Origin of the sequence: Rhizobium sp. LjRoot30, assembly GCF_964253915.1 — a bacterium.
Taxonomy (GTDB): Bacteria; Pseudomonadota; Alphaproteobacteria; order Rhizobiales; family Rhizobiaceae; genus Metarhizobium.
In genome coordinates this window covers 188,971-213,072 of the sequence record NZ_CAXUSG020000007.1, presented here as the reverse complement: position 1 = coordinate 213,072, position 24,102 = coordinate 188,971, and the positions used below count along the sequence as shown (strand labels likewise).

At 61.6% G+C, this 24,102-nt stretch carries 23 protein-coding genes; 11 read left to right on the top strand and 12 right to left on the bottom strand.

Annotation, left to right across the window (positions count from 1 at the left end; translation table 11 throughout):
- Positions 1-103 precede the first annotated feature (103 nt).
- From ACSQ3I_RS16145 to ACSQ3I_RS16135, 3 genes are all read left to right on the top strand, one after another.
- A complete protein-coding gene (locus tag ACSQ3I_RS16145; RefSeq protein ID WP_436000537.1) occupies positions 104-1,453 on the top strand; it encodes a glutamine synthetase family protein in 1,350 nt (449 codons plus the stop codon).
- A 34-nt stretch (positions 1,454-1,487) separates the two neighbouring features.
- A complete protein-coding gene (locus ACSQ3I_RS16140) occupies positions 1,488-2,777 on the top strand; it encodes an NAD(P)/FAD-dependent oxidoreductase (RefSeq protein WP_436000535.1) in 1,290 nt (429 codons plus the stop codon).
- Between the two features lie 85 nt (positions 2,778-2,862).
- Positions 2,863-3,990 (top strand): ATP-dependent DNA helicase, encoded by a 1,128-nt coding sequence (locus tag ACSQ3I_RS16135; protein ID WP_436000534.1) that lies wholly within the window; start codon positions 2,863-2,865, stop codon positions 3,988-3,990.
- Between the two features lie 12 nt (positions 3,991-4,002).
- On the opposite strand, the gene ACSQ3I_RS16130 is transcribed toward ACSQ3I_RS16135, so the two are convergent.
- Complete coding sequence (locus tag ACSQ3I_RS16130) at positions 4,003-4,695, bottom strand: MerR family transcriptional regulator (protein WP_436000533.1); 693 nt, start codon at positions 4,693-4,695, stop codon at positions 4,003-4,005.
- 404 nt (positions 4,696-5,099) lie between these two features.
- Positions 5,100-6,275 carry a hypothetical protein gene (locus tag ACSQ3I_RS16125; protein WP_436000531.1) on the bottom strand — a complete coding sequence of 392 codons (1,176 nt, stop codon included), beginning with the start codon at positions 6,273-6,275 and terminating at the stop codon, positions 5,100-5,102.
- Positions 6,276-6,532: 257 nt separating this feature from the next.
- On the opposite strand from ACSQ3I_RS16125, the gene ACSQ3I_RS16120 reads away from it, so the two are divergent.
- The gene (locus tag ACSQ3I_RS16120) at positions 6,533-7,285 is read left to right on the top strand and encodes a pyridoxine 5'-phosphate synthase (protein ID WP_436000530.1); all 753 of its coding nucleotides are present in this window, start codon (positions 6,533-6,535) and stop codon (positions 7,283-7,285) included.
- Between the two features lie 3 nt (positions 7,286-7,288).
- Here ACSQ3I_RS16120 and ACSQ3I_RS16115 read toward each other — a convergent pair whose 3' ends face one another.
- The gene (locus tag ACSQ3I_RS16115; RefSeq protein ID WP_436000529.1) at positions 7,289-8,176 is read right to left on the bottom strand and encodes an SDR family oxidoreductase; all 888 of its coding nucleotides are present in this window, start codon (positions 8,174-8,176) and stop codon (positions 7,289-7,291) included.
- 141 nt (positions 8,177-8,317) lie between these two features.
- Between ACSQ3I_RS16115 and ACSQ3I_RS16110 the strand changes: the two genes are divergently transcribed.
- Together ACSQ3I_RS16110 and ACSQ3I_RS16105 are read left to right on the top strand one after the other, a co-directional pair.
- On the top strand, positions 8,318-8,737 hold the full coding sequence (locus ACSQ3I_RS16110) for a winged helix-turn-helix transcriptional regulator (RefSeq protein WP_436000528.1): 420 nt from the start codon (positions 8,318-8,320) through the stop codon (positions 8,735-8,737).
- Between the two features lie 15 nt (positions 8,738-8,752).
- Positions 8,753-9,988 carry an FAD-dependent oxidoreductase gene (locus tag ACSQ3I_RS16105; RefSeq protein WP_436000527.1) on the top strand — a complete coding sequence of 412 codons (1,236 nt, stop codon included), beginning with the start codon at positions 8,753-8,755 and terminating at the stop codon, positions 9,986-9,988.
- Here the strand turns inward: ACSQ3I_RS16105 and ACSQ3I_RS16100 are convergent.
- A complete protein-coding gene (locus ACSQ3I_RS16100) occupies positions 9,985-10,899 on the bottom strand; it encodes a bifunctional helix-turn-helix transcriptional regulator/GNAT family N-acetyltransferase (protein WP_436000525.1) in 915 nt (304 codons plus the stop codon). The genes ACSQ3I_RS16105 and ACSQ3I_RS16100 overlap by 4 nt on opposite strands.
- Before the next feature lie 66 nt (positions 10,900-10,965).
- Positions 10,966-11,187: a hypothetical protein gene (locus tag ACSQ3I_RS16095; RefSeq protein ID WP_436000524.1), complete on the bottom strand. Its 222-nt coding sequence runs from the start codon at positions 11,185-11,187 to the stop codon at positions 10,966-10,968.
- Positions 11,188-11,293: 106 nt separating this feature from the next.
- Here ACSQ3I_RS16095 and ACSQ3I_RS16090 point away from each other — a divergent pair, with 106 nt between their 5' ends.
- A complete protein-coding gene (locus ACSQ3I_RS16090; protein WP_436000523.1) occupies positions 11,294-12,160 on the top strand; it encodes a LysR family transcriptional regulator in 867 nt (288 codons plus the stop codon).
- Positions 12,161-12,217: 57 nt separating this feature from the next.
- Here ACSQ3I_RS16090 and ACSQ3I_RS16085 read toward each other — a convergent pair whose 3' ends face one another.
- The 5 genes from ACSQ3I_RS16085 to ACSQ3I_RS16065 form a co-directional block, all read right to left on the bottom strand.
- Positions 12,218-13,258, bottom strand: a complete 1,041-nt coding sequence (locus ACSQ3I_RS16085) for an NAD(P)-dependent alcohol dehydrogenase (RefSeq protein ID WP_436000522.1) — start codon at positions 13,256-13,258, stop codon at positions 12,218-12,220.
- Positions 13,259-13,442: 184 nt separating this feature from the next.
- Positions 13,443-13,805 carry a DUF4087 domain-containing protein gene (locus ACSQ3I_RS16080; RefSeq protein ID WP_436000718.1) on the bottom strand — a complete coding sequence of 121 codons (363 nt, stop codon included), beginning with the start codon at positions 13,803-13,805 and terminating at the stop codon, positions 13,443-13,445.
- 11 nt (positions 13,806-13,816) lie between these two features.
- On the bottom strand, positions 13,817-14,131 hold the full coding sequence (locus ACSQ3I_RS16075) for a hypothetical protein (protein ID WP_436000520.1): 315 nt from the start codon (positions 14,129-14,131) through the stop codon (positions 13,817-13,819).
- A gap of 12 nt (positions 14,132-14,143) precedes the next feature.
- On the bottom strand, positions 14,144-14,587 hold the full coding sequence (locus tag ACSQ3I_RS16070; RefSeq protein WP_436000519.1) for a hypothetical protein: 444 nt from the start codon (positions 14,585-14,587) through the stop codon (positions 14,144-14,146).
- Positions 14,588-14,983: 396 nt separating this feature from the next.
- Positions 14,984-17,254 (bottom strand): methyl-accepting chemotaxis protein, encoded by a 2,271-nt coding sequence (locus tag ACSQ3I_RS16065; protein ID WP_436000518.1) that lies wholly within the window; start codon positions 17,252-17,254, stop codon positions 14,984-14,986.
- Between the two features lie 485 nt (positions 17,255-17,739).
- Here ACSQ3I_RS16065 and ACSQ3I_RS16060 point away from each other — a divergent pair, with 485 nt between their 5' ends.
- The 3 genes from ACSQ3I_RS16060 (at position 17,740) to ACSQ3I_RS16050 (ending at position 20,924) form a co-directional block, all read left to right on the top strand.
- Positions 17,740-18,393, top strand: coding sequence for a TetR/AcrR family transcriptional regulator C-terminal domain-containing protein (locus ACSQ3I_RS16060; RefSeq protein WP_436000516.1), 654 nt, complete (start codon positions 17,740-17,742; stop codon positions 18,391-18,393).
- Between the two features lie 52 nt (positions 18,394-18,445).
- A complete protein-coding gene (ilvC, locus tag ACSQ3I_RS16055; RefSeq protein WP_436000514.1) occupies positions 18,446-19,465 on the top strand; it encodes a ketol-acid reductoisomerase in 1,020 nt (339 codons plus the stop codon).
- 235 nt (positions 19,466-19,700) lie between these two features.
- A complete protein-coding gene (locus ACSQ3I_RS16050) occupies positions 19,701-20,924 on the top strand; it encodes a PLP-dependent aminotransferase family protein (protein ID WP_436000513.1) in 1,224 nt (407 codons plus the stop codon).
- A 66-nt stretch (positions 20,925-20,990) separates the two neighbouring features.
- Here ACSQ3I_RS16050 and ACSQ3I_RS16045 read toward each other — a convergent pair whose 3' ends face one another.
- Both ACSQ3I_RS16045 and ACSQ3I_RS16040 read right to left on the bottom strand, forming a co-directional pair.
- Positions 20,991-22,892, bottom strand: coding sequence for a CASTOR/POLLUX-related putative ion channel (locus ACSQ3I_RS16045; RefSeq protein ID WP_436000511.1), 1,902 nt, complete (start codon positions 22,890-22,892; stop codon positions 20,991-20,993).
- A gap of 65 nt (positions 22,893-22,957) precedes the next feature.
- A complete protein-coding gene (locus tag ACSQ3I_RS16040; protein WP_436000510.1) occupies positions 22,958-23,122 on the bottom strand; it encodes a hypothetical protein in 165 nt (54 codons plus the stop codon).
- Between ACSQ3I_RS16040 and ACSQ3I_RS16035 the strand changes: the two genes are divergently transcribed.
- Entirely contained in the window at positions 23,121-24,101 is a 981-nt protein-coding gene (locus ACSQ3I_RS16035; RefSeq protein WP_436000509.1) for an ABC transporter substrate-binding protein, read from the top strand. The two genes, ACSQ3I_RS16040 and ACSQ3I_RS16035, sit on opposite strands and share 2 nt — an antisense overlap.
- Position 24,102 lies beyond the last annotated feature (1 nt).

Genomic DNA, 24,102 nt, shown 5'->3' with positions numbered 1-24,102 from the left:
ACCTTGCGGGGGTATATCGCGGCAAATCCGGTGCGCTGTAAGGGTTGAAGCACCTGACGACCGCCCGCTGGCCGGTCGGGCATAGCCCATGGAGTCGCCGAAAATGAACGCAGAACCCCGTATTGTCCCTGCCGGCACAGTCGATCCCGGAACAGTGGAAGGGCATGCCTACGCGGCCATCACCGACATGAACGGTATCCTGCGCGGCAAGCGCGTCGCGGCCGGCAAGATGGGCAAGTTGCAGAAGGACGGCATCCGCATGCCGCTCTCTTCCATCGGGGTGGATATCTGGGGCACGGATGTGGCCGGCACGCAGTTGACGCTGGAGCGCGGCGATCTCGACGGGGTCTGCACGCCGACCGGCCGCGGTCCTGTCGATCTTGGTTTCGAGGGTCCCGTTCTGCCGATGTGGATGAGCAAGGAGGACGGCCAGCCGTATTTTGCCGATGGCCGGCACCTGCTGGCCGAAATCCTGGCCCGCTACCGGGCGATCGGCCTGACGCCGGTGGTTGCGGCGGAGGTCGAATTCTATCTCATCGATCCCCGCCAGGACCGGCCGTCGCCGGCATCCGGCGGACCGGGCAGCCCGCCGAAGGATATCGACAATATCTATTCGCTCGAAGAACTGGCCGAGGTCGGACCGTTTCTGGACGAGGTTTACAAGGTTGCGGCCGCCTGTGGCATCGATGTGGATGCGGCAATCGCCGAGGGGGCGCCCCGGCAGTTCGAATTCAACCTCATGCACCAGCCGGACGCGCTGAAGGCGGCCGAGGATACGCTTTATTTCAAGCACATCATCCGCAATGTCGCGCGCCGCCACGGCTATCTCGCCTGTTTCATGGCCAAGCCCTATCCCGACTACGCCGGCAATGGCCTGCATGTGCATTTCTCCATGCTCGACGAGGCAGGACGCAACGTCTTCGACGACGGCACTGCGCACGGTTCTGATCTCATGTTGTCTGCCGTCGGCGGTTTGCTGGAAAGCATGGCCGATATGACGCTGGTGTTTGCGCCGCATCTCAATTCCTACCGCCGCCTTGCGCCCGGCGGGCTTGCGCCGACGACGGTCGGTTGGGGCTATGAGAACCGCACGGCGGCACTGCGCATCCCGGCAGGCCCGCACGCCGCGCGGCGCATCGAGCATCGTGTCGCTGGCGCCGATGCCAATCCCTTTCTCGTCTTTTCCGCGATTCTCGGTGGCGCGCTCGACGGCATCACCCGAAAACTCACGCCGCCAGCGCCGGTTGGGACCAATTCCCATGCGCTGGAACTGCCGCGAATCGCCAAGGACTGGCGGCAGGCGCTGGAGCGTTTTTCAGCGGCCGAAAGCGTGCGCCGGATTCTTCATCCGGAATTCGTTTCCTGCTTTGCCGCCTGCAAGCAGCAAGAGCAGGATGTCTTTGCCGCGCAGGTGACGGACTTTGAAATCTCGACGTATCGTGTCAGCGTCTGAACCGTTCGCATCACCCATGCCGAGGAGGGCCGCCATGGCCGAAAACTACTGCAAATCCTATTACGCGGCGACTGCCAATCCGGTCGAGCCTTTCAAGCGGCTTGACGGCAGCCTCGACGTCGATGTCGCCATCGTCGGCGGCGGGTTCACGGGCGTTTCGACGGCGGTGGAGCTTGCGGAAAAAGGGGTCTCGGTTGTGCTGCTCGAAGCCAACCGCATCGGTTGGGGCGCCACCAGCCGCAATGGAGGCCAGATCACCGGTTCGCTTTCCGGCGACCAGGCGATGCTCAAGCAGTTCCGCCGGGTGCTGGGGAAGGGCGCGGATGAATTCGTCTGGAACCTGCGCTGGCGCGGCCACGACATCATCCGGCGCCGCGTCGAGACATATGCCATCCGCTGCGACCTGAAATTCGGCCATATGCATGCGGCGTTCAAGACATCGCATATCCCGGAACTCGAAACGATGTATGCGGCCGCCGTGGCACATGGCATGGGCGGCGAGGTGGAGATGGTCTACGGCAAGGCGGTGCGCGATGTCGTCGGCACCGATATCTACGCCGCCGGCCTGATCAATCGCCGCAACATGCATGTCCATTCGCTCAACCTTTGCCTCGGAGAGGCGAATGCCGCCCGCGGCCTTGGGGCAAAAATCTTCGACGACAGCCGCGTGAACGAGATTCGCTACGGCAGGCGTGTCGAACTCGTCACCGACGGCGGCAGCGTGCGTGCCGACAAGGTGCTCATCGCTGGCAATGCCACGCACCGGTTGGCGCGCGGAAAACTGGCTGGGCTGCTCTTCCCCGCCACGCTCGGCATCGCCACCACCGCGCCGTTGCCGGAGGAGGTCGCGCATGCGCTCAATCCGCAGGACCTCGCCGTCTATGACACCCGCTTCGTGCTCGACTATTATCGCCTGACCGCCGACAAGCGCCTGCTGTTCGGCAGCGGTACCAATTATACCGGGCGGGAAAGCGCAAATGTCGCCGAAGCGATGCGTCCGGCGATCGAAAAGACCTTCCCGCAACTCAAAGGCATCGGCATCGATTTCGCCTGGCAGGGACAGGACGGTATCACCATCAACCGCATTCCCCAGCTTGGCCGCGTCAGCGATAATGTCTTCTATGCCCAGGGTTATTCCGGCCACGGCGTTGCCACGTCCCACATCGTCGGCGAAATCATGGCGTCGGCGCTGACGGGCAATCCCCGCGAACTCGATATCTTCGCCAGCGCCCGCCACTGGCGCCTGCCCGTCGGCCGATTCCTTGGCAACCAGGCGCTCGCCATCGGCATGTGGTATTTTCAGCAGAGAGAAAAGCTGCGCTGATCCGTTCGCAACAAGGCCGGGGACTATCGTCGTCATCGGCTTTTCCGGCTTGCCTATCGTTGCCGAATCCTGCCAAGTCGCCGCCATGCAATTTGCTCCGCAACAAGACGAGGCCCTGAAGGCTGTCGCGCGCTGGCTGAAGGAAGGCCGGCAACCGGTCTTCCGGCTGTTCGGTTACGCCGGCACCGGCAAGACGACGCTGGCGCGCTATTTTGCCGAGCATGTCGACGGTGAAGTGTTGTTTGCCGCCTTCACCGGCAAGGCGGCGCAGGTGCTGCGTTCGCGTGGTGCCAGCAATGCCAAGACGATCCATTCGCTGATCTATCGCCCGCGCGGCGAAGAAGAGGTGGAGAACGAAGAAACCGGCAAGACCTCCATCGCGCCGATGTTTTCCATCAATCGCCAGAGCCCGGTCGCCAAGGCGGCGCTGATCGTCATCGATGAATGCTCGATGGTGGATGAACAGCTCGGCCGCGACCTCATGAGTTTCGGCACGCCGATCCTCGTCCTCGGCGATCCCGGTCAGTTGCCGCCGGTCTCTGGCGGCGGGTATTTTACCGAGCAGGAGCCGGACTATCTGCTGACGGAAATCCACCGTCAGGCGCGTGACAATCCGATCATCCAGCTCGCCATGCATGTGCGCGAGGGCAAGGAAATCCTCTACGGCGATTACGGCACGGCGAAGGTGATCTCGAAGAACGAGGTGACGCAGTCCCTGGTGCTGGAAGCCGACCAGGTGCTGGTTGGGACCAACAAGACGCGGCGGCGCTACAACCAGCGTCTGCGGGAGTTGAAGGGGTTTACGGCGGACTATCCGCAATCCGGCGACAAGCTGGTCTGCCTGCGCAACGACCCCGCCAAAGGCCTGCTCAACGGTTCGCTCTGGCAGGTGATGAGTTCGTCCAAGGAAACCGTCAAGCCGGGTATCAACCTGATGATCCGTCCCGAAGACGACGACATGGATCGCGGTGCGGCGAAGATCAAGCTGTTGAAGGCCGCTTTCGAGGATGTCGAGGGCGAGATCCCGTGGACGACACGCAAGCGTTACGACGAGTTCGATTACGGTTATGCGCTGACGGTCCACAAGGCGCAGGGCTCGCAGTGGAACGACGTGGTGCTCTTCGACGAAAGCTGGGCTTTTCGCGATACGCGGGAGCGCTGGCTCTACACCGCCGTCACGCGTGCAGCCGAGACGCTGACCATCGTGCGCTGACGTTCATCTCCCTCAGGAGTGGACAATCCCGAGAAGCACGGCCTTGGCAATCGCCTGGAAGCGGTTGTTGGCATTGAGCTTCTGGATGATGTCGCTCTCCATCGTGGCAATCGCCTCGACGGTCGTATCGAAGGCGCGGGCAAGGCGATGGGGGGTGTACCCCTCGGCCATCAGCTGCAGGCACGTCTGCTCGTCGGCGGAAAACAGCGATATCTCGCGATTGTCGTTGGTGGCCATGGTTGGATCGACCGGCTGGCGGTCAAGCAGGACCGACACCTGCTGCATCTGGCGGTGCACCGTGGACAGGCCGGAGATCAATTCCCGCTTGCGGATCGACAGGGCCTCGCGAAAAATCCTGTCGGCTTCTTCCTGCGTGTCCGCCTGCTGCAGCTCTTCCATCAGTTCCTGGATGACGGAAATCGGCATGCCTATTTCGCGGCAGATGTTGATCACCGACATCTGCAGCACGTCCTGGTGATCGTAAACCCGCATCGGCCCGATACGGCTGGCGGTGATCAGGCCTTTCTCTTCATAGAAATGCAGGGTGCGATGGGTGACACCGAAGGCATTCGCCATCTCGGCGATGGCCACGGTTCCCGGCGGAAGATTGCGCGGCAGATCGACATCCGGCAAGAAACGGTATTGACCACCGCCCCCCTTTTTCGATGGTTCCAGGCTGCGCAAGCGCCCCGTAGTTTCAGACATGAACACTCCTTCCATGGTCATGACGGTATTTCAAACACAACGCTGAAAAATTGTACTTCAGACGCAGAAGGAGGATTTGATCGACTGCTGTTTTGCAATGCGAAACGCGTGAACTCTTCCGGACATCCTTCAAGGCAAGTCAATTTTACGTGTGACTTACGGTAGAGTTTATTGTCCGAATTGTAAGTCCAAGATTTAACGGATTGTTATTCACCATAGGCGAGTGGCGCGAAACCGCCGGAAGAAGGCGAATTTCCACGTTAATTCAGTTGTTTAGATTGTAAATTGCATCCTAAAACAGGATGGCCGAAAATACGCGGTGAACCGGCATGTCACGGAATGATACAGTAGCAAATGTAAAATGTGCCGCCGCCTCTTGTGGAAGGCGGCGCGTATTCTGGCGATCAGGCGCCGGTGAGCGGCAGTCTTCCGGCTTCGCGTTCCCTGGCCATCGAGGTGAGGGTTTCCAGTTCGCTGATGAAGCGTTCCGGATGCTCGGTCGGCACCAGTTCGGACTGGCATCCCCAGGCGGCCTGGAAGGTCTGGCGGGATTTTTCGAGGCGATAGTCCTGGGTGGCCTTGAGGCACTGCATCAGGCGGCTGGACGAGGCGTTCTGGTCGGCATAGGCATAGACCGAGCTGTTGACGGCGAGGCTATGGCTTGCAAACGAGCTTGCCGCAAAGGCCCGCTCGCTGACCGAATGCAGGCTCTTTTCCGCCACCGTCTCCGAATGCACCAGTTCGCCGCTCGGTTTGTGGTGCAATGACAGCATAACGCCGCCCTGATCGTCGGCGGGGCTGATCGACAGGATGAAGTCCAGCTGTTCGTCCTGTCGAACGAGGGCGTCCGCCTGGCTGAAGCTGCTGACCAGTTCCACCGATGCGAGCTGGATGGTGGCGTGGCGCAATGCGTCGGCAAGCGGGGCCGAGACCGGCGATGCCGAATGATTGTTGGCGACGGTGATGCGAGGCAGGGCGGATGCCTCGCGGTAATAACCCGCTGGGCTGCTGATCGCTGTCGCTTCCTTCGGCACCAGATAGCGACTGGTGGCATGCAGGCCAAGCGCGGTGATGTTCAAAACAGTGACGGCCAGCAATCCTGCAGAAGCGAGACGATATCGTCCCCACATGCCGGGGCCTGAGGCATTCTGCCCAATCTCGGCCGCCGCGATAAAGGCATGGCCGGAAGTGGCGTCGTCGACCCCGATCGTTGTTTCGGGACGGTCGTCCTGGCGATCCTGCCATTCATAGATCGGGACGTAGCCGCCGACCGGAACCTGGATACGGATGGCGTCTTCGGCCCCTTCGCCTGCATAATATTGCTGCAGCAACTTGCGCAGCTTGCCGGCCTGGACGCGCACCAGCGGATCGCCACCCGGATCGAAGGATTCCGTGCGGGCAAAGACATCGACGCCGATCGTGTAGCCTTTCAGCTGATGACCCAGGCCTTCCTGTTCTTTCTTGACCACATAATCGAGAAAAGTCCGCAGCCGTTCCGAGCGGGAAAACGTCTCGCTTTCAAGGATTTTGCTCAGGCTGGATCTGACCAGTTCGCCGTCAATAATTCGGGAATGTGTCATCTTGTCTTGCAGAAGGCCTCCCTACGGCCCTGAGAGTGACTCTCGTGTCACCCAAAGTACGAGAGAATTACACCGGTTTGCCGGCCAAGCGCAACCGGCATGAACGCCCGTTGCCGCTTATGCGACGATCTGTCGGGTTTGTGCATTGCCGGAAAGCCTATCAATTTCACGAATATATTCATACGGCAAAGGCGTTGGTATTATGGCGGCGCTTGGCATAGAAGGATGAAATTCGTCCCTTTATCCGGAAGAGATCCATGCCCGCCAAGCTTTCCGTCAATATCAACGCCATCGCCATGCTTCGCAATCGCCGTGATCTGCCCTGGCCGAATCTCGAGGCCCTGGGGCGGATCGCGCTTCAGGCCGGCGCCTACGGCTTGACGGTGCATCCGCGCCCGGACCAGCGCCATATCCGCTTTTCGGACCTGCCGGTCATCCGCGCGCTGATTGACGACGAGTTTCCGCAGGCTGAGTTCAACATCGAGGGGTATCCGACCGACGAATTCCTGGCGCTCTGCGAAGCGGCCGAACCGGAGCAGGTGACACTGGTGCCCGACGATCCGTCGCAGGCAACCTCTGACCATGGCTGGGATTTCCGCAAGCACCGGTCTTTCCTGGAAACGGTGGTTGGCCGGCTGAAGAAGAAGGGATGCCGCGTTTCGCTGTTTGCCGATGGTGACGGCGATGCCGAGGCGGTAAAGATCGCCCGCGAGCTTGGCGCCGACCGGATCGAGCTTTACACCGGCCCCTATGGCGGCTGCTACGACGATCCGGTGCGGGCGACGGCGATCCTGGAAAAGCTGGGTGAGACGGCTGACGCAGCGTTGGCCGTCGGACTCGGCGTCAATGCCGGCCACGACCTGACGGTCGGCAACCTGCCGGCACTTGCCGTGCGGATACCCGCCCTTGCCGAAGTGTCGATCGGCCATGCGCTGACGGCCGATGCGCTGGAATACGGCATGGCGGAAACGGTGCGTCGCTTCCGCCGTGCCTGTGGCGAAACGATCTGACGATCAGCCGGCCAAGGCAGCCTTGTTGGCGGCGAAGAAGTCGCGGAGCGACTGCGGTTCGCTGCCAGTGAGGCGCTTGAAATCGTCGGTGACGATGTCGAACTTGCCGGCGCGCGTGTTGGCGTCGGCAGTGACCAGCACCTTGGCGAAGAAGTCCGGCAGGCCGGCACCCTGCAGGCCCTGCAGCAGCTGCTCGTCCGTCACGGTGACGACGGCGAGCGACTTGCCGGTGACGTCTGCGGCCGTTGCGGCGATTTCCTTGTCGGTCAGTGATTTCGTGCCGGTCAGCGTGTAGGTCGCGCTTTCGGTCTTGCCCGATGCCAGTGCGGCGGCGATCGCCTTGGCGCAATCGTCACGGGAGATCGTGGCGATACGACCTTCGCCCGAGGCGCTGTACCAGGTGCCGGTCTGGAGATTGTGCGGCATCGAATGCAGGTAGTTGTCGTGATACCAGGCATCGCGCAGGATCGTGTAGACAAGGCCGCTGGCCTTGATCGCCTGTTCGGTTCCGGCATGGTCGCCGGCAAAGCTCACCAGCGAATCGTCCGGTGAAGGCATCGAGGTGTAGGCAATGTGCTTGACGCCGGCGGCGACAGCGGCATCGACGGCTGCCTTGTGCTGGACGAGGCGTTTGCCGGGTGTGGCCAGTTCGTCTGTGGAGATCAGCAGCAGGCGGTCGATGCCGGTGAATGCCGCCGAAAGGCTGGCGGTGTCGTCGAAATCGACCTTGCGGGTGGCAATGCCCTTGGCGGCGAAGGCGGCGAGCTTCTGCGGGTCGCGGCTGGCGGCGACGATGCTGGCCGGGGCAACACGATAGGTTTCCGTCAGATGATGGAGCACGCGCTGTCCAAGCTGGCCAGCTGCACCGGTAACGAGAATGGTCTCACTCATGGTCTAATCCTGTTCGACGGGCCGGCAGTTCGGCGGCCGCTGCGTTATGGTCTCGAAAAGAGACTAACACTAGAATAGGAATTGACAGGCGGCTGTAAAGAAGGCAGCTTTTTCGCCATACGTTACTAAAAGGGAACCATCATGGGCGCTTCCATCTTCAGTCTCAAGCCGAACAATGCCGGCAAGCCGGAGCGGCAGATCGACATGTCGAAGCTGGATTTTTCCAATTGCCCGGTGCGCGACATGCTGAACCAGATCAGCGGCAAATGGTCGACGCTGCTGATCGAGGCTCTGGCGACAAAACCCTATCGCTTCGGCGAATTGCGGCGGATGATCCCGGATATTTCGCAGCGCATGCTGACGCAGACGCTGCGGGAGTTGCAGCGCGACGGCTACATCGAGCGCGAGGTGTTTCCCACCAAGCCGCCGAGTGTCGAATATCGCCTGACCGATCTCGGCTATTCGCTTTACGAGCCGCTGGCAAAGCTTCTGAACTGGGCGGAGGCCAATCATGAGGCGGTGCGCCATGCCCGCACCCGCTTCGACGCGTCCGGCCTCTGATCCAAAAGTTCAGCGATGAAACCATGTCATGTTGCCATTGTCGGTGCCGGGCCTGCAGGCCTTGCGGCAGCGCTTTTCCTGTCGCGCGCCGGGCACAGGATCGAACTGATCGAGCGTTTTGACGCACCGGCGCCCGTGGGTTCCGGTCTGATGCTGCAGCCGACCGGATTGACGGTGCTCGACACGCTGGGTCTGGGGGCGGCGATCCATGCCGCCGGCAACCGCATCGACCGGCTCTACGGCGCAGATGCCACCAGTGGACGCGCGGTGCTCGACGTCCGTTACGATGCCGGGCCGGGCGGGCGTTACGGTCTGGCCGTACACCGGGCGGCGCTGTTCACTGTGCTGCACGATGCGGTCGCCGCGCTGCAGCTGCCGGTGGCCACCGGCTGCAACGTCATCGGTGCCAGGGAGCTTGACGGGGGCATCTTCCTATCCTGTGCCGGCGGCGACGAGCGCGGTCCTTATGATCTTGTCATCGATGCCAGCGGTGCGCGTTCGGCGCTCGCTGCCAGTTCCGCAGTGGCCCCAAAAGTGCGTGATCTCGCCTACGGCGCCTTCTGGACGACGGTCGAGCATGATGAAGGGCATTTCGACACGCATGCGCTGACGCAACGTTACGATCAGGCGCGGGTAATGATCGGCGTTCTGCCGGTGGGGCGTCTTTCGGCTGTCAGTCCGGCGCGCGCGGCCTTCTTCTGGAGCGTCAAGGTCGGCGACGCCGATGATGTTCGCCGGCGGGGGCTCGACCGCTGGAAGGCCGATGTTCTCGGCTATTGGCCGGCCTGTGCGCCGCTGCTCGATCAGGTGCAGGATTGGGACCAGCTGACGCTTGCCCGCTACATGCACCGCACCATGGCGACGCCCCACAGCGGCCGACTCGTCTTTGTCGGCGACAGCTTTCATTCCACCAGCCCGCAATTGGGGCAGGGGGCGAACATGGCCCTGCTCGACGTTGCCGCTCTCGCCCACGCACTGGAGCGGCACGACGATCTCGGACAGGCGCTGGCGGCGTATGGCGCAGCAAGGCGTACGCATGTGCGTCTCTTCCAGATGTTGTCCTTGATGTTCACGCCTTTCTACCAGTCGGATTCTGCTGCGCTTGCCTGGTTGCGCGACCGGCTGGTTGCGACCATTGCCCGCGTGCCGCCGGCGCCGCGGCTGCTGGCCTCGATTGTCTCCGGCACGCTGGTCGATCCGTTCGAGGCCGCCGGCTTGCGGGAATGTCGCTGGCCGTCGGAAATCGGTTAAAGGTCCAGCACCCAGGTCTGGCCGTTGAGTTCGGGGCCGAACATGCGGTGGCGTTCTTCCGCGACGAGACGGAAGCCGGCTTTCAGGTAGATGTTTCGGGCGGCCGTCAGGTTGTCGTTCGTCCACAATGAAATTTGCCGGTAGCCGGCCTGGCGTGAGAAGCGGATGCATTCCTCGACCAGCATGCGGCCAAGGCCGAGACCGCGGGCGGAAGGATCGACGTAGAGCAGGCGCAGCTTAGCAATGCCGTCGCCGCCATTGGCGATGAAGATCGAGCCGATCTTCTGGCCATTCCGTTCTGCTATCCAGCACCGTTCGCTGGCGGGATTGAAATTCTTGAGGAACGCGCCGGCGACCTCGGCCACCAGGGCTTCGAACTGGTCGTTCCATCCATATTCGCGGGTGTAGAATTCCGCCTGTGACTGCACGACCCAGCCGATATCTCCCGGCTGGTTGCCTCTCAGGACGACGGGGGCCGGCCTGGCATCCGGATCGAGCAGGCGGCGGATCTTTTCCATCGCGGCAACGATCGATTCCCGATCCTGCGGCGAAACGGTTTCGAACTGCTCGGCGATCTGCGCCCGCGACCGCTGCGCCAGATCCTCGTGTTCGGCCCGGCCCTCATCGGTGACGGACAGCAGCTGGCTGCGCAGGTCGTCGGGATGCGGCCGGCTTTCAATCAACCCTGCCTCGCGAAACCGCTTGAGAATGCGGCTGAGATAGGCCGGGTCGAGATGCAGGTCGCGGGTCAGGTCGGCTGCGGCCAGCCCGTCATGGGCGCCAAGCTCGTAAAGGATGCGCGCTTCGGTGAGCGTGTAGGGCTTGCCGAGATAGGCTTTTCCCAGAACGCCGAGCGAGCGGGTGTAAAACCGGTTGAAGGCACGCACCGCATCAAGGGTTGTTTCCGTCATCACAACGTCTCCATAATAATGGAGACTTTGTCCATTATTTATTTGACTGAGTCAAATAAATTGCGATCAGAGTTGCCAAGGCCTCTGTCGTTGCCTTTCCGCTTGCAGCTGCGGCTGATTGCTGTTGCTTGCCGACAATCCGATATCATCGAGGAGATGCGGGTCGTTGCGGGCAAACAGCTCATCCAGGGCCTTGTTGCGTTCGGTCTCCGCGTGGTTGCGAAACAAGCTTGCCGGCAACGCCTTCAGCATCTGCAGAAATCCGGTTTTCTTGAGCGATTGCGACATCTCTTCCTCCCTTGCGGAGAGCGCAGTATGCAAGGACAGTTGACATTCGACAAACGAATAGAAAATATGCCTGTCATGATATTTTTTAATGATGAGATCGTATTCGATGCGACTTGAGAGCGATATGCTGCGCACCTTCGTTGCCGTGGCCGAGACCGGCAACTTTACCCGTGCCGCCGATCTTTCCGGGCGGACGCAATCGGCGGTCAGCATCCAGATCAAGAAGCTGGAGGAGACGATCGGCGACATGTTGTTCGAGCGCGGTTCGCGTGGCGTGACGCTGACGGCCAAGGGCCGGCAGCTGCTCGGTTATGCCCGGCGCGTCATGACTTTGCTGGACGAGGCGGCGGCCTCGATGAAGGCGCCGCAGTTGCATGGCGTCGTGCGCATCGGCATTCCCGAAGAATATGGTCATTCGATCCTGCCGAAGGTGCTCGGCCGCTTCGACATGATGCATCCGGATGTCGAGGTGACGGTACAATACGGCAGTTCGCGCGCCAACGCAGCAGCTTTGGCCAAGGGGGAACTGGACATCGCCGTCGTCTTCGAACAGGCGAGCAATACGCATCATGAGGTGCTGATGACCGATCCGACGGTCTGGGTCACGTCGATGATCCATGAAACACACCGGCGCAGCCCGTTGCCCGTCGCGATGTTCGCCACCAATGGCTGGTTCCGCAGCACCGCAGTGTCCGGTCTCGATGAGCGCAGCGAACCCTATCGCATCGCTTATGTCAGCGATAATCATACCGGGCTGGTGGCGGCAGCGACATCGGGGCTGGCGATCGCGCCGCTGTCACGCAGCGGCATTCCGGAAGCCTGCCGGGAACTGACGGCGGCTGACGGCTACCCGATCATCGATTTTTCCAACGTCGTGCTGCTGGTCGGCGCCCGCGGCAGCGACGGAGTGGTCGACGGCATGGCCAATGCCATTCGCGACGCGTTCCGGCTGGCGGCGCCGCGGGCGTCATAGGAGAGTTTGCCGGGGCGAACCGGAAGATGGTCCGCCCCCGCAGCATGTTATCGATCCTCAGAGCGAGGCGATGTCGATCACGAAGCGATAGCGAACGTCGCTCTTGACGACGCGGTCGAAGGCTTCGTTGATATCCTGGATGTTGATCGTTTCGATCTCGGCGGTGATGCCATGCTCGCCGCAGAAATCCAGCATTTCCTGGGTTTCCTTGATCGAGCCGATCATCGAGCCGGAGAGGCTGCGGCGGCCGGGGATCAGCGAGAAGGCGTGCACCGGCACGGCATGTTCCGGCGCGCCGACGACGACCATCGAACCATCGAACTTGAGCAGGCCGAGATAGGCGTTCCAGTCGATCGCCGTGCCCACCGTGTTGATGATCAGGTCGAAGCTGCCTGCGAGTTTCGTGAAGGTTTCGGCGTCGCTGGTGGCGTAATACTGCTTGGCACCGAACTTCAGGCCGTCGTCCTTCTTGGAGAGGGACTGGCTGAGCACGGTGACATCCGCACCCATGGCGGAGGCGAGCTTGACGCCCATGTGGCCGAGGCCGCCCATGCCGACGATCGCCACCTTCTTGCCCGGGCCGGCGTTCCAATGGCGCAGCGGCGAATAGAGCGTGATTCCGGCGCACAGAAGTGGGGCGCCCGCGTCCAGCGGGATGTTGTCGGGGAAGCTCAGCACATAGCCTTCCTTGACGACGATCGAGTCGGAATAACCGCCATGGGTCGGCGTCGTGCCGTCGGCTTCGAAGGCGTTGTAGGTGCCGACCAGGCCGGGCATGTAGTGTTCGTAGTCGAGATCGCGCGTGGCGCATGTCGTGCAGGAATCGACGAAGCAGCCGACGCCGACGCGGTCGCCGACCTTGAATTTCGTCACCTTGGCGCCGACGGCGCTGACGGTGCCGGCGACTTCATGGCCCGGCACCATCGGGAACACCGAATTGCCCCACTCGTTGCGGGCCTGGTGGATGTCGGAGTGGCAGACGCCGCAATACTGGATGGAAATGACGACGTCGTCCTCATTGGGTTCGCGACGGTCGAAGGTGAATGGCGTCAACGGTTTGGACGCGTCGGTTGCTGCATATCCCTTGGCGATAGGCATGGTCAGTCTCCGTGATGAAATGTCTTGATGTATTCGGCGCGATCCGCGCCGTAGAAGGCAGGTGCCGGATTTGCCGGTCAGCATGGGAAGGGCTAAACCGGAGGCGCCCTCCTTTTACGACGGGAAGCGCAAAAAAGACAGAGCCGTTTTGATCACGAAGTTGTTTGTGGATCGCCCGAAAATCTCACTCGGGCGAAGAGAGTGCCGAATCGTTGTTGCACTTGCTGAGCGACAGCTGGCGGAACGAGTAGATCTCGGTGATCCGGCCTTCATCCCAGTTGGTGTCGACTTCCATGCAAGCGCAGGCATAGCCGTAGTTGCCGTTGGTGCGCACGTATTGGCGTTCGGAAATGTCGGGGATGTTTTCCATGCCGGGCGGTTCGTCGCCGGCGCCTTGCGACATGATCACCCATGTTCCGTCGCCGTCGGACAGTGACCAGTTGCCAGGCGTCGGATTCTGGATCCAGCCGCAACGGTTTTCGGCCAGGGCAGGGGCGGCGGCACCGATGATGACGGCGGCGGCCAGAAGGGTCTTGAGCATTTTCATCGTCGTCACTTTCAGTTCGTTACGCGTGAGCAGGTGAAGGAATCGCCCGAGGCGTCCGAAAGCCATTGCATCTCGCGGCCGTTGACGGAGACCCAGAAGCTGTAGCCGTCCTCGAAGATGAAGTGATAGCTGCCGTCCTCGACATCGACCCTTTGCGCCGTCAGCGGGCCTTCGCCGGCGTCATAGGTGTTGCGGGTGAAGGTGAAGACGCCGACGCCGCAATCCCACGAACCGGCGTAGGAGGGAAGAACGGTTGCCTTGGCCGGCGCGATGCCGCTTGCAGACAAGACGAGCAGGCCGGCCAAAAGTTTCGAAATCCGCTTCATGATGGTCCCCTGTCAATTGTTGATGGCGATGACCGCCCAATGGCTTTGGCTGCAGGAATTGTTGTCGCAGACGGCGCTCAGCCAGACGGCATTGCCGACCATGACCCCTTCGCTGTTGACGAAGAGATCACCGTAACGCTGGTTGGCGACGGCATCCTTCGTTTCCTGCATGATCAGCGAGCCGTAATTGTCGATCAGGTCCTGCGCTTCCAGGACGTCATAGCTTTCGCCGTTGGCCTGAACCCGCAGCGGGAAATTGCTGATACCGGCCAGTTCCGCCGCATCGTCGTTGTTCAGCGCTTGCGTCAGACGGTAGAATGCCTCCTCGAAGGCCTGGGCATTGCCGTGCAACTGCTCGATCCGGTTGAAGACATCGGTATCCTGGTCGGCATGCGCGGGCAGGCTGGAGAAGGCGGCGGCAACTGCAATCAGGGCCGCGGCGACGAACTGTCTCATAAAACCTCCGAGACGATAAAGCGGAATAGAGGAAGACTTATAGACCTGTTACCGATCCGGCGTGAGGGAACAAAGCCGATACTGTTCCTTCGAAGCGCTGTTCATTTTTGGGTCTTGTTAAAGACGTTCCGGCGCACGTTTTTCTTCGTGGTAGCGGGCTCAAGTCAAAAATTTTTCTCACCCCCGAAAATCGAGATGGGAGGCGAACTTAAGCAAAAGTCACGTCTGAAAAGAGATTGGCGAAATCGGCCTCGGATTTCCAATGCTGCGCCGAAGAAATCAGGCGGGCTTTGGGTCAGGGCAAGGATGACGGCCAAGGGTGTTGGTACCGATCGTCATTGCGGCAGGGCGGGCGGCGCTTGTCCTTTTTCGACAAGCGCCGCCGTCAAGACTGAATCAGAATTCCTGCCAATCGGCGGCCACTGCGGCATTGCCGTGGGTGGCTCCTGCCGAGAAAGCCGTGCGGTTTGCCGCGCGCATGCTGGCGGCGGTGGCGCGCAGCTGCCTGCTCTCGTCGGCGAGCCGGAAATTCGAGAGCAGATCCGCAAGTTTGGTGCTTTCCTGTGCCAGGCTCACACCGGCTGCGCTCATTTCTTCGACCATGGCGGCGTTTTGCTGGGTTGCCTGGTCCATGTGGTTGACAGCGGTGTTGACCTGGGAAAGCCCGGCCGACTGTTCCTGGGCCGCGGTGGCGATCGCATCCATGTAGCTCGTGACCGAAACCACCAGTCGCTCGATTTCACCAAGGCCGGCACCTGTGTCGTTCACCAGCTTGACGCCGTCGGTGACGGCCGCGGCAGCGCTGGTGATCAGCGCCTTGATTTCTTTCGCTGCCTTGGCGGAGCGCTGCGCCAGTTCGCGCACCTCCTGGGCGACGACGGCAAACCCCTTGCCGGCTTCGCCTGCACGAGCCGCCTCGACGCCGGCATTCAGCGCCAGCAGGTTGGTCTGGAAGGCGATCTCGTCGATGACGCTGATGATCTGGTTGATCTGGTTCGAGGATGTCTCGATCCGGCCCATGGCGACAACCGCATTGCGCACCACCTGGCCCGAATGATCGGCGCGGGAGCGGACATCGCGCACGGCGTCGCGCGCCTCGCTGGCGCGTTTCGAGGTGGCATGAACGTTGGAGGTAATCTCCTCAAGTGCCGCTGCGGTTTCTTCCAGCGAGGCGGCCTGCTGTTCGGTGCGCTTGGAAAGATCGTTCGAAGCGTCGGAAATCTCTTTCGATCCACCCGTCACCGTCGAGACTGATCCGCCGACGCTGAGCAGCGCTTCGCGGAGCTGGCGGACCGAGGCGTTGAAGTCATGGCGAAGATCTTCGAACTGCGGAGCGAAGGCGTCATGGACCTCGCACAGCATGTCTCCGCTGGCAAGGCGGCGCAGGTTTGCCGCCAGCGCGCCGGTCGCCTGGTTGAGCCGTGCCTCGGCTTCCGCCTCGGCCCGCTGCTGCATTTCGATCCGCTCCTGCTCCATGCGGCGGCGGTTCGATTCCGCCTCCTGCTCCAGCTTGCGGTTCTGGTTTGCAGCCTGACGAAACACCTCGACGGCTTTCGCCATCGCGCCGATTTCGTCACGACGTTCATCGTTTACGCCGGAAGCGTCCAGATCTCCCGCGGCAAGCCTGCCCATCGCGCCGACCATATCCTTCAGTGGTTTGATGATGCTCATGGCCATCATTGCGCAGAAGACGAGAATGGTTGCGGCGATGACCGCAAAAGCGGCGGCGAGTACGGTCAGCGAGCGAAGCGCGGATGCGGCCTGTTCGGCGGCCGATTTGCCGATGCCCGCAAGCGTTTCGTTTTCGAGCGTCTTCATCGACTCGATCCGGCGGGTTGCCGTGGCAAACCAGACGGCGCTTTCCAGGCCGGAGAGCTGGCTGGCCTGGCCATTGCCGATAATGGCCAAACGCATGGCGCCCAATTCCTGCAGCGCCGCACCATCCAGCACCGTCGCGAATTTCTGTCGGTCGGCCGGAGCTTGCATCGAAAGATAGGAATCGAGCAGCGCGGACTGTGCGCCGCCGGATTGCGCGAACCCGATAAAACGAGCCTCATCGACCTTGCCGGCCGTGATGAAACCGTTGCCGATGGCGCGCTCCTGTCCGGCCAGTTCCTTGGCCTGAAGCAGCTGGTTGTAGCCGATCAGCCGGGCGGCGATGTCGGACCCGATGCCGTCCATCGTCAGCGAATGCGAGAGGGTGGCGAGCCCGCCGATTGTGCCGGTATAGAATTGGAAACTGTCCTTGCCGGATGCCGACAACTGGTCGACCGATGCACGGAAACCGGCGATCTCTGCGAGGTTCGCGCCAACCGAATTGATCCTCTCGGAAAGACCTGCGGTGGTCTGGTCCGCCAGCGAAAGGGCGATATCCTTGAATTCGGGAAGGACCTTGTCCGTTTCGAGGCGGGCTGCGGTCAATTCCGCCTGGCCTGCTTTTCCCTTAGAGCCGATGAAGCCGGCGCTGAGGCCGCGCTCGATCTGCAACCGGTGAACGATCGTCCCGAGGCGTTCGACATTGGTGCTGGTAACCTCGACCGCCTGCATGTGGCGATAGGTCTGCCACATCTCTGCAATCTGCAGGTAGAGCAGGCCGGCGACCGCCGCAAGAGGAAGAAGGACTGCGGCCCAGAGCCGCTTGGAAATGGATATATCTGTGATGCGCATGAACGCGGCCCCGGTAAAAAAAGCAGGCGCCACCCCGACGCCCTGGATCGCTCTTAGGCTCGCAAGCAAAAGTTGATATATATTTATTGTCTTATGCATCCGCTGATGGATGCTGACGGGTCGGAAGCCATCGACGCAGGTGCTGTCCACTCTCCGGCATGAAGCCATGGCGTGCGTTCATTGATAAGATGAGTAAAATCAAATCTATCGCCAGAGGTTGCATCGTGACCGGCATGCGCCGGTTTCAAGCAGAGATTTCTTGCGGTTCAGGCGCCCGGCGATCCGGAAGGCGAAGGAGAACAGGGCGACGGGACGCCCCCCTTTCGCAGCCTCTTCGCGAATCACCTTGGCCGTAAGTGAGGGAGGGGCGCAGGGTCTCGGAGAACGACCTGTCGAATTCGCATATTTGCCGCTTGACCAAGCCGCGTTGCTGTAGCATAACAGCCGCGAACCGTACCGTACGGTACTTATCGAGGAGAGGCGCCTTGCAGGCCGACAGCGCGACAGCACCGGAGTTTTCGCCGCGTCAGAACGCCGTTCTGAGCCAGGCGTTGCGGCTGCTCGTCGATGGCGGCGAGAAGGCGTTGACGACGGCCGGCGTGGCACGGGCGGCGAACTGCTCGAAGGAAAGCCTCTACAAATGGTTCGGCGACCGCGACGGCCTGTTGTCGGCGATGATCGCCTTCCAGGCCAGCAAGGTCCGCACCTTCGAGCGGGACGGCGAGCGCCTGACGGTGCCGAGCCTGCAGGATCATCTGGAAGTCTTCGCCAAGGATCTGCTCGACGTCCTGTCGGGTGACGTTTCCCTGGCTCTCAACCGCCTGGCGGTGGGGCAGGCGAGCCGCGACGGATCGAAGCTCGGCCGGCTGTTGATGGAGCATGGCCGCCGGCAGATCGATCGCCGGGCGCGGGCGCTCATCGATGCCGGGCGGCGGGCCGGTCTGCTGGCCTTCGACGATGGCGAAGAGGCGTATCGCACGCTCTACGGCCTGATCGTTTCCGATCTGCATGTGCGCATGTTGCTCGGCGATCATCCCGAAACAGATTTCAGCCAGCGGGCGGAGAAGGCGGTGCGCGCTTTCCTCAAGCTCCACGGCACAGCAAAGACTTTGGCGGAAGCCGGCCTGACAGCGGCCTGAGACCGTCTCGAAACACAGGTACAACAGACAAGCACAAGGGAAGGACATTCAAATGCGCGTCTATTACGATCGTGATGCCGATCTCAACCTCATCAAGTCGAAGAACGTCGTTATCGTCGGCTACGGCTCCCAGGGCCGCGCCCACGCGCTGAACCTCAAGGATTCGGGCGCCACCAACGTCGTGATCGCCCTCAAGGCCGGCTCGCCGACCGTCAAGAAGGCCGAAGCCGACGGCTTCAAGGTCATGACCGTTGCCGAAGCCGCCAAGTGGGGCGACCTCCTGATGATGGCAACTCCGGACGAACTCCAGGCCGACATCTACAAGGCCGACATCGCCGGCAACATCCGTGATGGCGCTGCAATCGCTTTCGCCCACGGCCTCAACGTCCATTTCGGCCTCATCGAGCCGAAGGCTTCGCTCGACGTCGTCATGATCGCGCCGAAAGGCCCGGGCCACACGGTTCGCGGCGAATACCAGAAGGGCGGCGGCGTTCCTTGCCTCGTTGCCGTTCACCAGAACGCTTCGGGCAACGCCCTTGAACTCGCCCTGTCCTACGCCTGCGGCGTTGGTGGCGGCCGTTCGGGCATCATCGAAACCAACTTCAAGGAGGAGTGCGAAACCGACCTCTTCGGCGAACAGGTCGTTCTCTGCGGCGGTCTCGTCGAGCTGATCCGCGCCGGCTTCGAAACCCTCGTCGAAGGCGGTTATGCGCCGGAGATGGCCTATTTCGAGTGCCTGCACGAAGTGAAGCTGATCGTCGACCTGATCTATGAAGGCGGCATCGCCAACATGAACTACTCGATCTCCAACACGGCCGAGTGGGGCGAATACGTCTCCGGTCCCCGCATCATCACTGCCGAGACCAAGGCCGAAATGAAGCGCGTCCTCAAGGACATCCAGACCGGCAAGTTCACCTCCGAGTGGATGCAGGAATGGAAGGCCGGTGGCGCTCGCTTCAAGGGCATCCGCCGCAACAACGACTCGCACCAGATCGAAGAAGTCGGTGCCAAGCTGCGCGGCATGATGCCGTGGATCGGCAAGAACAAGCTGGTCGACAAGGCCGTCAACTAAGATCGTCGCCGAAAGGTGAACATCGGGCCGGGGCGAAAGCTCCGGCCTTTCTCGTAAGGCTTCGTTTTTCCGCCGGATTGGTGTGAAAACGTCGATTATAAACGCCGACCGATGTTTCGCCCAGGCAGCGGTTTCCGGCACTTGTCATGGTGACAAGAAAATAGGTCAGTATTGTTGACATAAATTGGGCGGCGTGTTTCTCTTGTCCATACAAGAACAAACTGAGGAAACCCCCATGCTGAATTGGGACAACATTTTCGCCACGCGCTCGCTGCGCATGCGCGCTTCCGAAATCCGCGAACTTCTGAAACTTCTGGACCGTCCGGACATCATTTCGTTCGCTGGCGGCATCCCTGACCCCGCCTTGTTTCCCGACAAGGATTTCAAGCAGGCCTATGCCGAGATCTTCGACAGCACGGCCGTCAATTCCGCCCTGCAATATTCCGTCAGCGAAGGTTACAAGCCGCTGCGCGAATGGCTGATCAAGGAATTGGCGAAGCTCGGTATTCCGGCCGGGCTCGACAACGTCTTCATCGTTTCCGGATCGCAGCAGGGCCTTGATTATCTCGGCAAGCTCTTTCTGTCGCCGAAGGATACCGCGCTCGTCACCTGGCCGACCTATCTCGGTGCCTTGCAGGCCTTCAACGCTTACGAGCCGTCCTACGACCAGCTGACGCCGGGCGGCAACCGCACGCCGGATTCCTACCGCACCACGGCTGAACAGAACGGCGGCAAGGTGAAGTTCGCCTATCTCTCCGCCGACTTCGCCAACCCCACCGGCGAGACCGTCAACCGCGAAGATCGCGAAAAGGTGCTGGTGTTGGCCGAGGAACTCGACATCGCCGTCATCGAGGATGCCGCCTACCAGTCGCTGCGTTACGATGGCGAGCCGGTGCCGCCGATCCTGGCGCTGGAAATCGCCCGGAAGGGCAGTATCGAGGATACCCGCACGATCTATTGCGGCAGCTTCTCCAAGACGCTGGCGCCGGGCCTGCGTGTCGGCTTCATCGTCGGCAACGCCCAGGTCATCCGCAAGCTGGTGCTGATGAAGCAGGCGGCCGACCTGCATTCCTCGACCATCAACCAGATGGCCATCGCCCATGTCGCCGAGAATGGCTTCGATGCCCAGGTCGCCAAGATCAAGGCCGCCTACAGCCAGCGCCGCAACAGCATGCTGGCCGCCCTGCAGAAATATATGCCCGCCGGTGTGGAGTGGACCAAACCGGAAGGTGGCATGTTCGTCTGGGTGACGTTGCCGAAGGGCATGGACGGCGCCAAGCTGCTGGCAAAGTCTCTGGAGACGGCGAAGGTTGCCTTCGTGCCCGGCCAGGCCTTCTTTGCCGACGGCTCGGGCGCCAACACGCTGCGCGTCAGCTTCTCCTGCGCCAATGACGAAATGATCGACGAAGGCATCAAGCGCCTCGGCAGCCTCGTCGCTTCCGAAATCGCGGCAGCCTGATTGCTGCAAAAAGAAACGGCGGCGGTCCATGCGACCGCCGCCGTAAACATTTGACCGCTGTGACAATCAGTCCCGTGCGAGGACGATAACGCGGTCCGTTTCCAGGAACGAGACTTTTTCGCCCTTGGGCGGGTTCACCACCACGCCGCCGAGATTGCGGGAATCCTCGTCTTCCAGGCGCTGGCGGCGGTAGCCGAGGGCGATTTCGCCGCGCCGCAGGGCGGAGTAGCTGACAGTGTAGAAATCGCGCGGCGCGTCGATGGCGACATAGTCCGAAATCGGCCGCATGTAGATTTCCGAGCCTTCCTCATCCAGCAATTCATCGAAGATCGCCGCCATAGTATCGTTTTCCGAGGCCTGGGCGAGCATCAGGCTGACCAGCTTGTTGCTGACGACGAAATCATCGGCGCGGGTGACTTCCGCCAGTTCGCGGTTGCGGACATCGGTCATCTCGCTGACGACGCTGATGTGGCGGCCCGCCTTCTCGGCGATGCGGCGGATGGTGAGCAGCGTGACCAGCGTCCGAGTGTCGGCCGTCTGCGGCGCCATGTGGTCGCTGTAGCCGAGAACCAGCACATGGTCGTATTGCGGGATATCGAGGGCGTCGAGCGCCGCACGGCTTCCGGTGTCGATGATCCGGTAGTTGATGGTGAGGTTGCCGCTGATGTCGTTCAGGGCGGCGATATCGGCTTCGAGCTCCGGCGTATCGGCGGCAATCGTCAGCAGCGATCCCGGCGCCACATAGCGCGAGAGTTCCGTGGAGATGATCGGCCCGCGCCGGTTCCAGCCGAGCAGCAGCGTCCGTTCCGGACCGGGGGTGCGCTTGACGGCCGGCAGGACGGCCTGCTTTTCGATGCGCAGTTCCATGGCGGTCGATTTGATCGCTGCGTCGTCTTCGGCAATGATGATCGCCTTCTCGCCGGCAACGATAATGCGGCTCGGGGGCGGATTGAGATGCACGGCGCCCTCGGCATCGCAAAGGCCGATCAGCGTGCATTTCTCGTAGGTCATCGCGGCGGCGCCGAACGGTTTGCCGACGATGGCGGGCTGGTCGATCGTATAGATCTCGCAGCCGTCGAAATCGAGCAGTTCGGAATAGACGGCACTCAAGCCCGACTGGCGGCTGGAATGCACGACGATGCGCGAAATGAGATTGTCGGCGAGCACCAGCTGCAACTCCTTGCCGCCGACCATGCGGGCGACTTCGGCATTGCGCGACTCACGGATTTCGGCGGCGATCTGGTAGGGTTTTTCACGTCGCTTCGGATCGTTGACGAGGGCCAGCACCGACTTGATCACCTGCGAATCCGCATCGTCACCTTCCGGCGACAGCACGATGATCGAGCGCGAGGTCTGCGGATTGACGATGGAAAGGTCGTAAAGATCGGTCGGGTCGCCGCTGCGGCAGATGATCTTGGTGTTCTTGAGATCGTCGATCTTGTCGGCGATCTCGTCCTCCATCTCCACCTTATCCTTGTGGGCCATGATGACGATGCGCGGGTGCTTTCTGCTCTGGTTGGCGATGACGAGTTCGGAGATGACATCGAAGATGGACGGCGACCAGTTGAGGATGATCGTCTGGTCCTTTTCCAGAACCAGCGAGCGGCCCTTGCGCAACTCGCTGAGCTTGTCCTCGATGCCGGCGCTGAGCACGCCGATCAGGGCGGAGAAGACGAAAATGCCGGCGATGGTGACCACCAGCGAGACGCCGCGGAACCCCCAGCCGGCATCGCCGCCCATGGTGCCCGCATCCATGGTGCGCATCAGCGATTCCCAGGCACCTTCGATGAAGCTGACGGGTGAACCGCCCTCCGGGGCGATCTGCGTGATCGCCAGAAAGGCGCCGGCGAAGATGATGACGACAAGCGATATCAGCGCCAGCCATCCGATCAGCGCGATGGCGCCGGCGGCCATGCTCTTGTCGAACTCGTAGCGCAGCCGCGCGCCCCAACCCGTAGTCTTGCTCATGAGTAGTCCAAATCAATGTTTCTTTGATGTCCGAATCGCAGATCGACCGGAATTTGGCAACGAGATTAGCGAGTTGGCGCCTGATCGAAACCCGAAAAAGTCATGGAATGCGCCAATTCGGCGATGTTGTCGCTCGCCGGGCGGGCCTGTTCAGTGATGTCTGTCACATGGATGTAAACTGCCCGTGGTTTAGCGGCCTCTCTTCTTGCAAAAAACAGGATCGCCGCCATGAAGACCTTGCTTTCCGCCCTGACCGCCGCCGCTGCCTTCGGCATGATGGCCTTTTCGGCCAACGCCGCCAATCTGGTGCTCTACACCAGCCAGCCCAACGAGGACGCACAGGCGACCGTCGACGGCTTCATGGCTGTCAATCCGGATATCAAGGTCGACTGGGTGCGCGACGGCACGCCGAAGATCATGGCTAAGCTGATGGCTGAAATCGAGGCCGGCAACCCGGTCGCCGACGTGCTCTTGATCGCCGACACCGTGACGCTGGAGCGCATGAAGCAGGCCGGCCAGCTGCTGGCCTACAAGTCGCCGGAAGCCGCCAATTACGACGCCGCCCTCTACGATGCCGACGGCTATTATTACTCCACCAAGCTGATCACCACCGGCATCGTCTACAACACGGCGGCCGGCATGAAGCCGGAAAGCTGGCTCGACCTGACCAAGCCGGAAGCCAAGGGCCTTGTAACGATGCCGAGCCCGCTGACCTCGGGTGCTGCCCTGATCCACGCCCAGACGCTGACCGGCGTCGAAGGCCTCGGCTGGGACCTCTACAAGAACCTCGCCGGCAACGGCGCAATCGCCGCCGGCGGCAACGGTGCCGTGCTGAAGTCGGTCGCTTCGGGCGAGAAGGCTTACGGCATGGTCGTCGATTACATGCCGATCCGCGAAAAGGCCAAGGGCGCGCCCGTCGAGTTCGTTTTCCCGAAGGAAGGCGTTTCGGCTGTGACCGAGCCGGTCGGCATTCTGGCCTCCGCCAAGAACGCCGAGGCGGCTCAGAAATTCGTCGATTACGTCCTGTCCGAGAAGGGCCAGGAAGGTTTCGTCAAGCTCGGCTACATCCCGGCCCGCAACGGCACGGCGCTGCCGGAAGGTTTCCCGGCGCGTGACAGCATCAAGGTGCTGCCGATCAACGCCGCCGAGGCGCTGAAGAACACCGACGAGGACCTGAAGACTTTCTCCGGCATCTACGGCTCGAACTAAC

Coding starts and splice junctions, on each gene's coding strand:
- ACSQ3I_RS16095 (WP_436000524.1), bottom strand. CDS start 11,187: ATGTCGCAATCGCTCAAGAAAACCGGATTTCTGCAGATGCTGAAGGCG.
- ACSQ3I_RS16110 (WP_436000528.1), top strand. CDS start 8,318: ATGGGCGCTTCCATCTTCAGTCTCAAGCCGAACAATGCCGGCAAGCCG.
- ACSQ3I_RS16070 (WP_436000519.1), bottom strand. CDS start 14,587: ATGAGACAGTTCGTCGCCGCGGCCCTGATTGCAGTTGCCGCCGCCTTC.
- ACSQ3I_RS16035 (WP_436000509.1), top strand. CDS start 23,121: ATGAAGACCTTGCTTTCCGCCCTGACCGCCGCCGCTGCCTTCGGCATG.
- ACSQ3I_RS16050 (WP_436000513.1), top strand. CDS start 19,701: ATGCTGAATTGGGACAACATTTTCGCCACGCGCTCGCTGCGCATGCGC.
- ACSQ3I_RS16145 (WP_436000537.1), top strand. CDS start 104: ATGAACGCAGAACCCCGTATTGTCCCTGCCGGCACAGTCGATCCCGGA.
- ACSQ3I_RS16040 (WP_436000510.1), bottom strand. CDS start 23,122: ATGGCGGCGATCCTGTTTTTTGCAAGAAGAGAGGCCGCTAAACCACGG.
- ACSQ3I_RS16125 (WP_436000531.1), bottom strand. CDS start 6,275: ATGACACATTCCCGAATTATTGACGGCGAACTGGTCAGATCCAGCCTG.
- ACSQ3I_RS16120 (WP_436000530.1), top strand. CDS start 6,533: ATGCCCGCCAAGCTTTCCGTCAATATCAACGCCATCGCCATGCTTCGC.
- ACSQ3I_RS16065 (WP_436000518.1), bottom strand. CDS start 17,254: ATGCGCATCACAGATATATCCATTTCCAAGCGGCTCTGGGCCGCAGTC.
- ACSQ3I_RS16090 (WP_436000523.1), top strand. CDS start 11,294: ATGCGACTTGAGAGCGATATGCTGCGCACCTTCGTTGCCGTGGCCGAG.
- ACSQ3I_RS16140 (WP_436000535.1), top strand. CDS start 1,488: ATGGCCGAAAACTACTGCAAATCCTATTACGCGGCGACTGCCAATCCG.
- ilvC (WP_436000514.1), top strand. CDS start 18,446: ATGCGCGTCTATTACGATCGTGATGCCGATCTCAACCTCATCAAGTCG.
- ACSQ3I_RS16115 (WP_436000529.1), bottom strand. CDS start 8,176: ATGAGTGAGACCATTCTCGTTACCGGTGCAGCTGGCCAGCTTGGACAG.
- ACSQ3I_RS16130 (WP_436000533.1), bottom strand. CDS start 4,695: ATGTCTGAAACTACGGGGCGCTTGCGCAGCCTGGAACCATCGAAAAAG.
- ACSQ3I_RS16085 (WP_436000522.1), bottom strand. CDS start 13,258: ATGCCTATCGCCAAGGGATATGCAGCAACCGACGCGTCCAAACCGTTG.
- ACSQ3I_RS16100 (WP_436000525.1), bottom strand. CDS start 10,899: ATGACGGAAACAACCCTTGATGCGGTGCGTGCCTTCAACCGGTTTTAC.
- ACSQ3I_RS16045 (WP_436000511.1), bottom strand. CDS start 22,892: ATGAGCAAGACTACGGGTTGGGGCGCGCGGCTGCGCTACGAGTTCGAC.
- ACSQ3I_RS16135 (WP_436000534.1), top strand. CDS start 2,863: ATGCAATTTGCTCCGCAACAAGACGAGGCCCTGAAGGCTGTCGCGCGC.
- ACSQ3I_RS16105 (WP_436000527.1), top strand. CDS start 8,753: ATGAAACCATGTCATGTTGCCATTGTCGGTGCCGGGCCTGCAGGCCTT.
- ACSQ3I_RS16080 (WP_436000718.1), bottom strand. CDS start 13,805: ATGAAAATGCTCAAGACCCTTCTGGCCGCCGCCGTCATCATCGGTGCC.
- ACSQ3I_RS16075 (WP_436000520.1), bottom strand. CDS start 14,131: ATGAAGCGGATTTCGAAACTTTTGGCCGGCCTGCTCGTCTTGTCTGCA.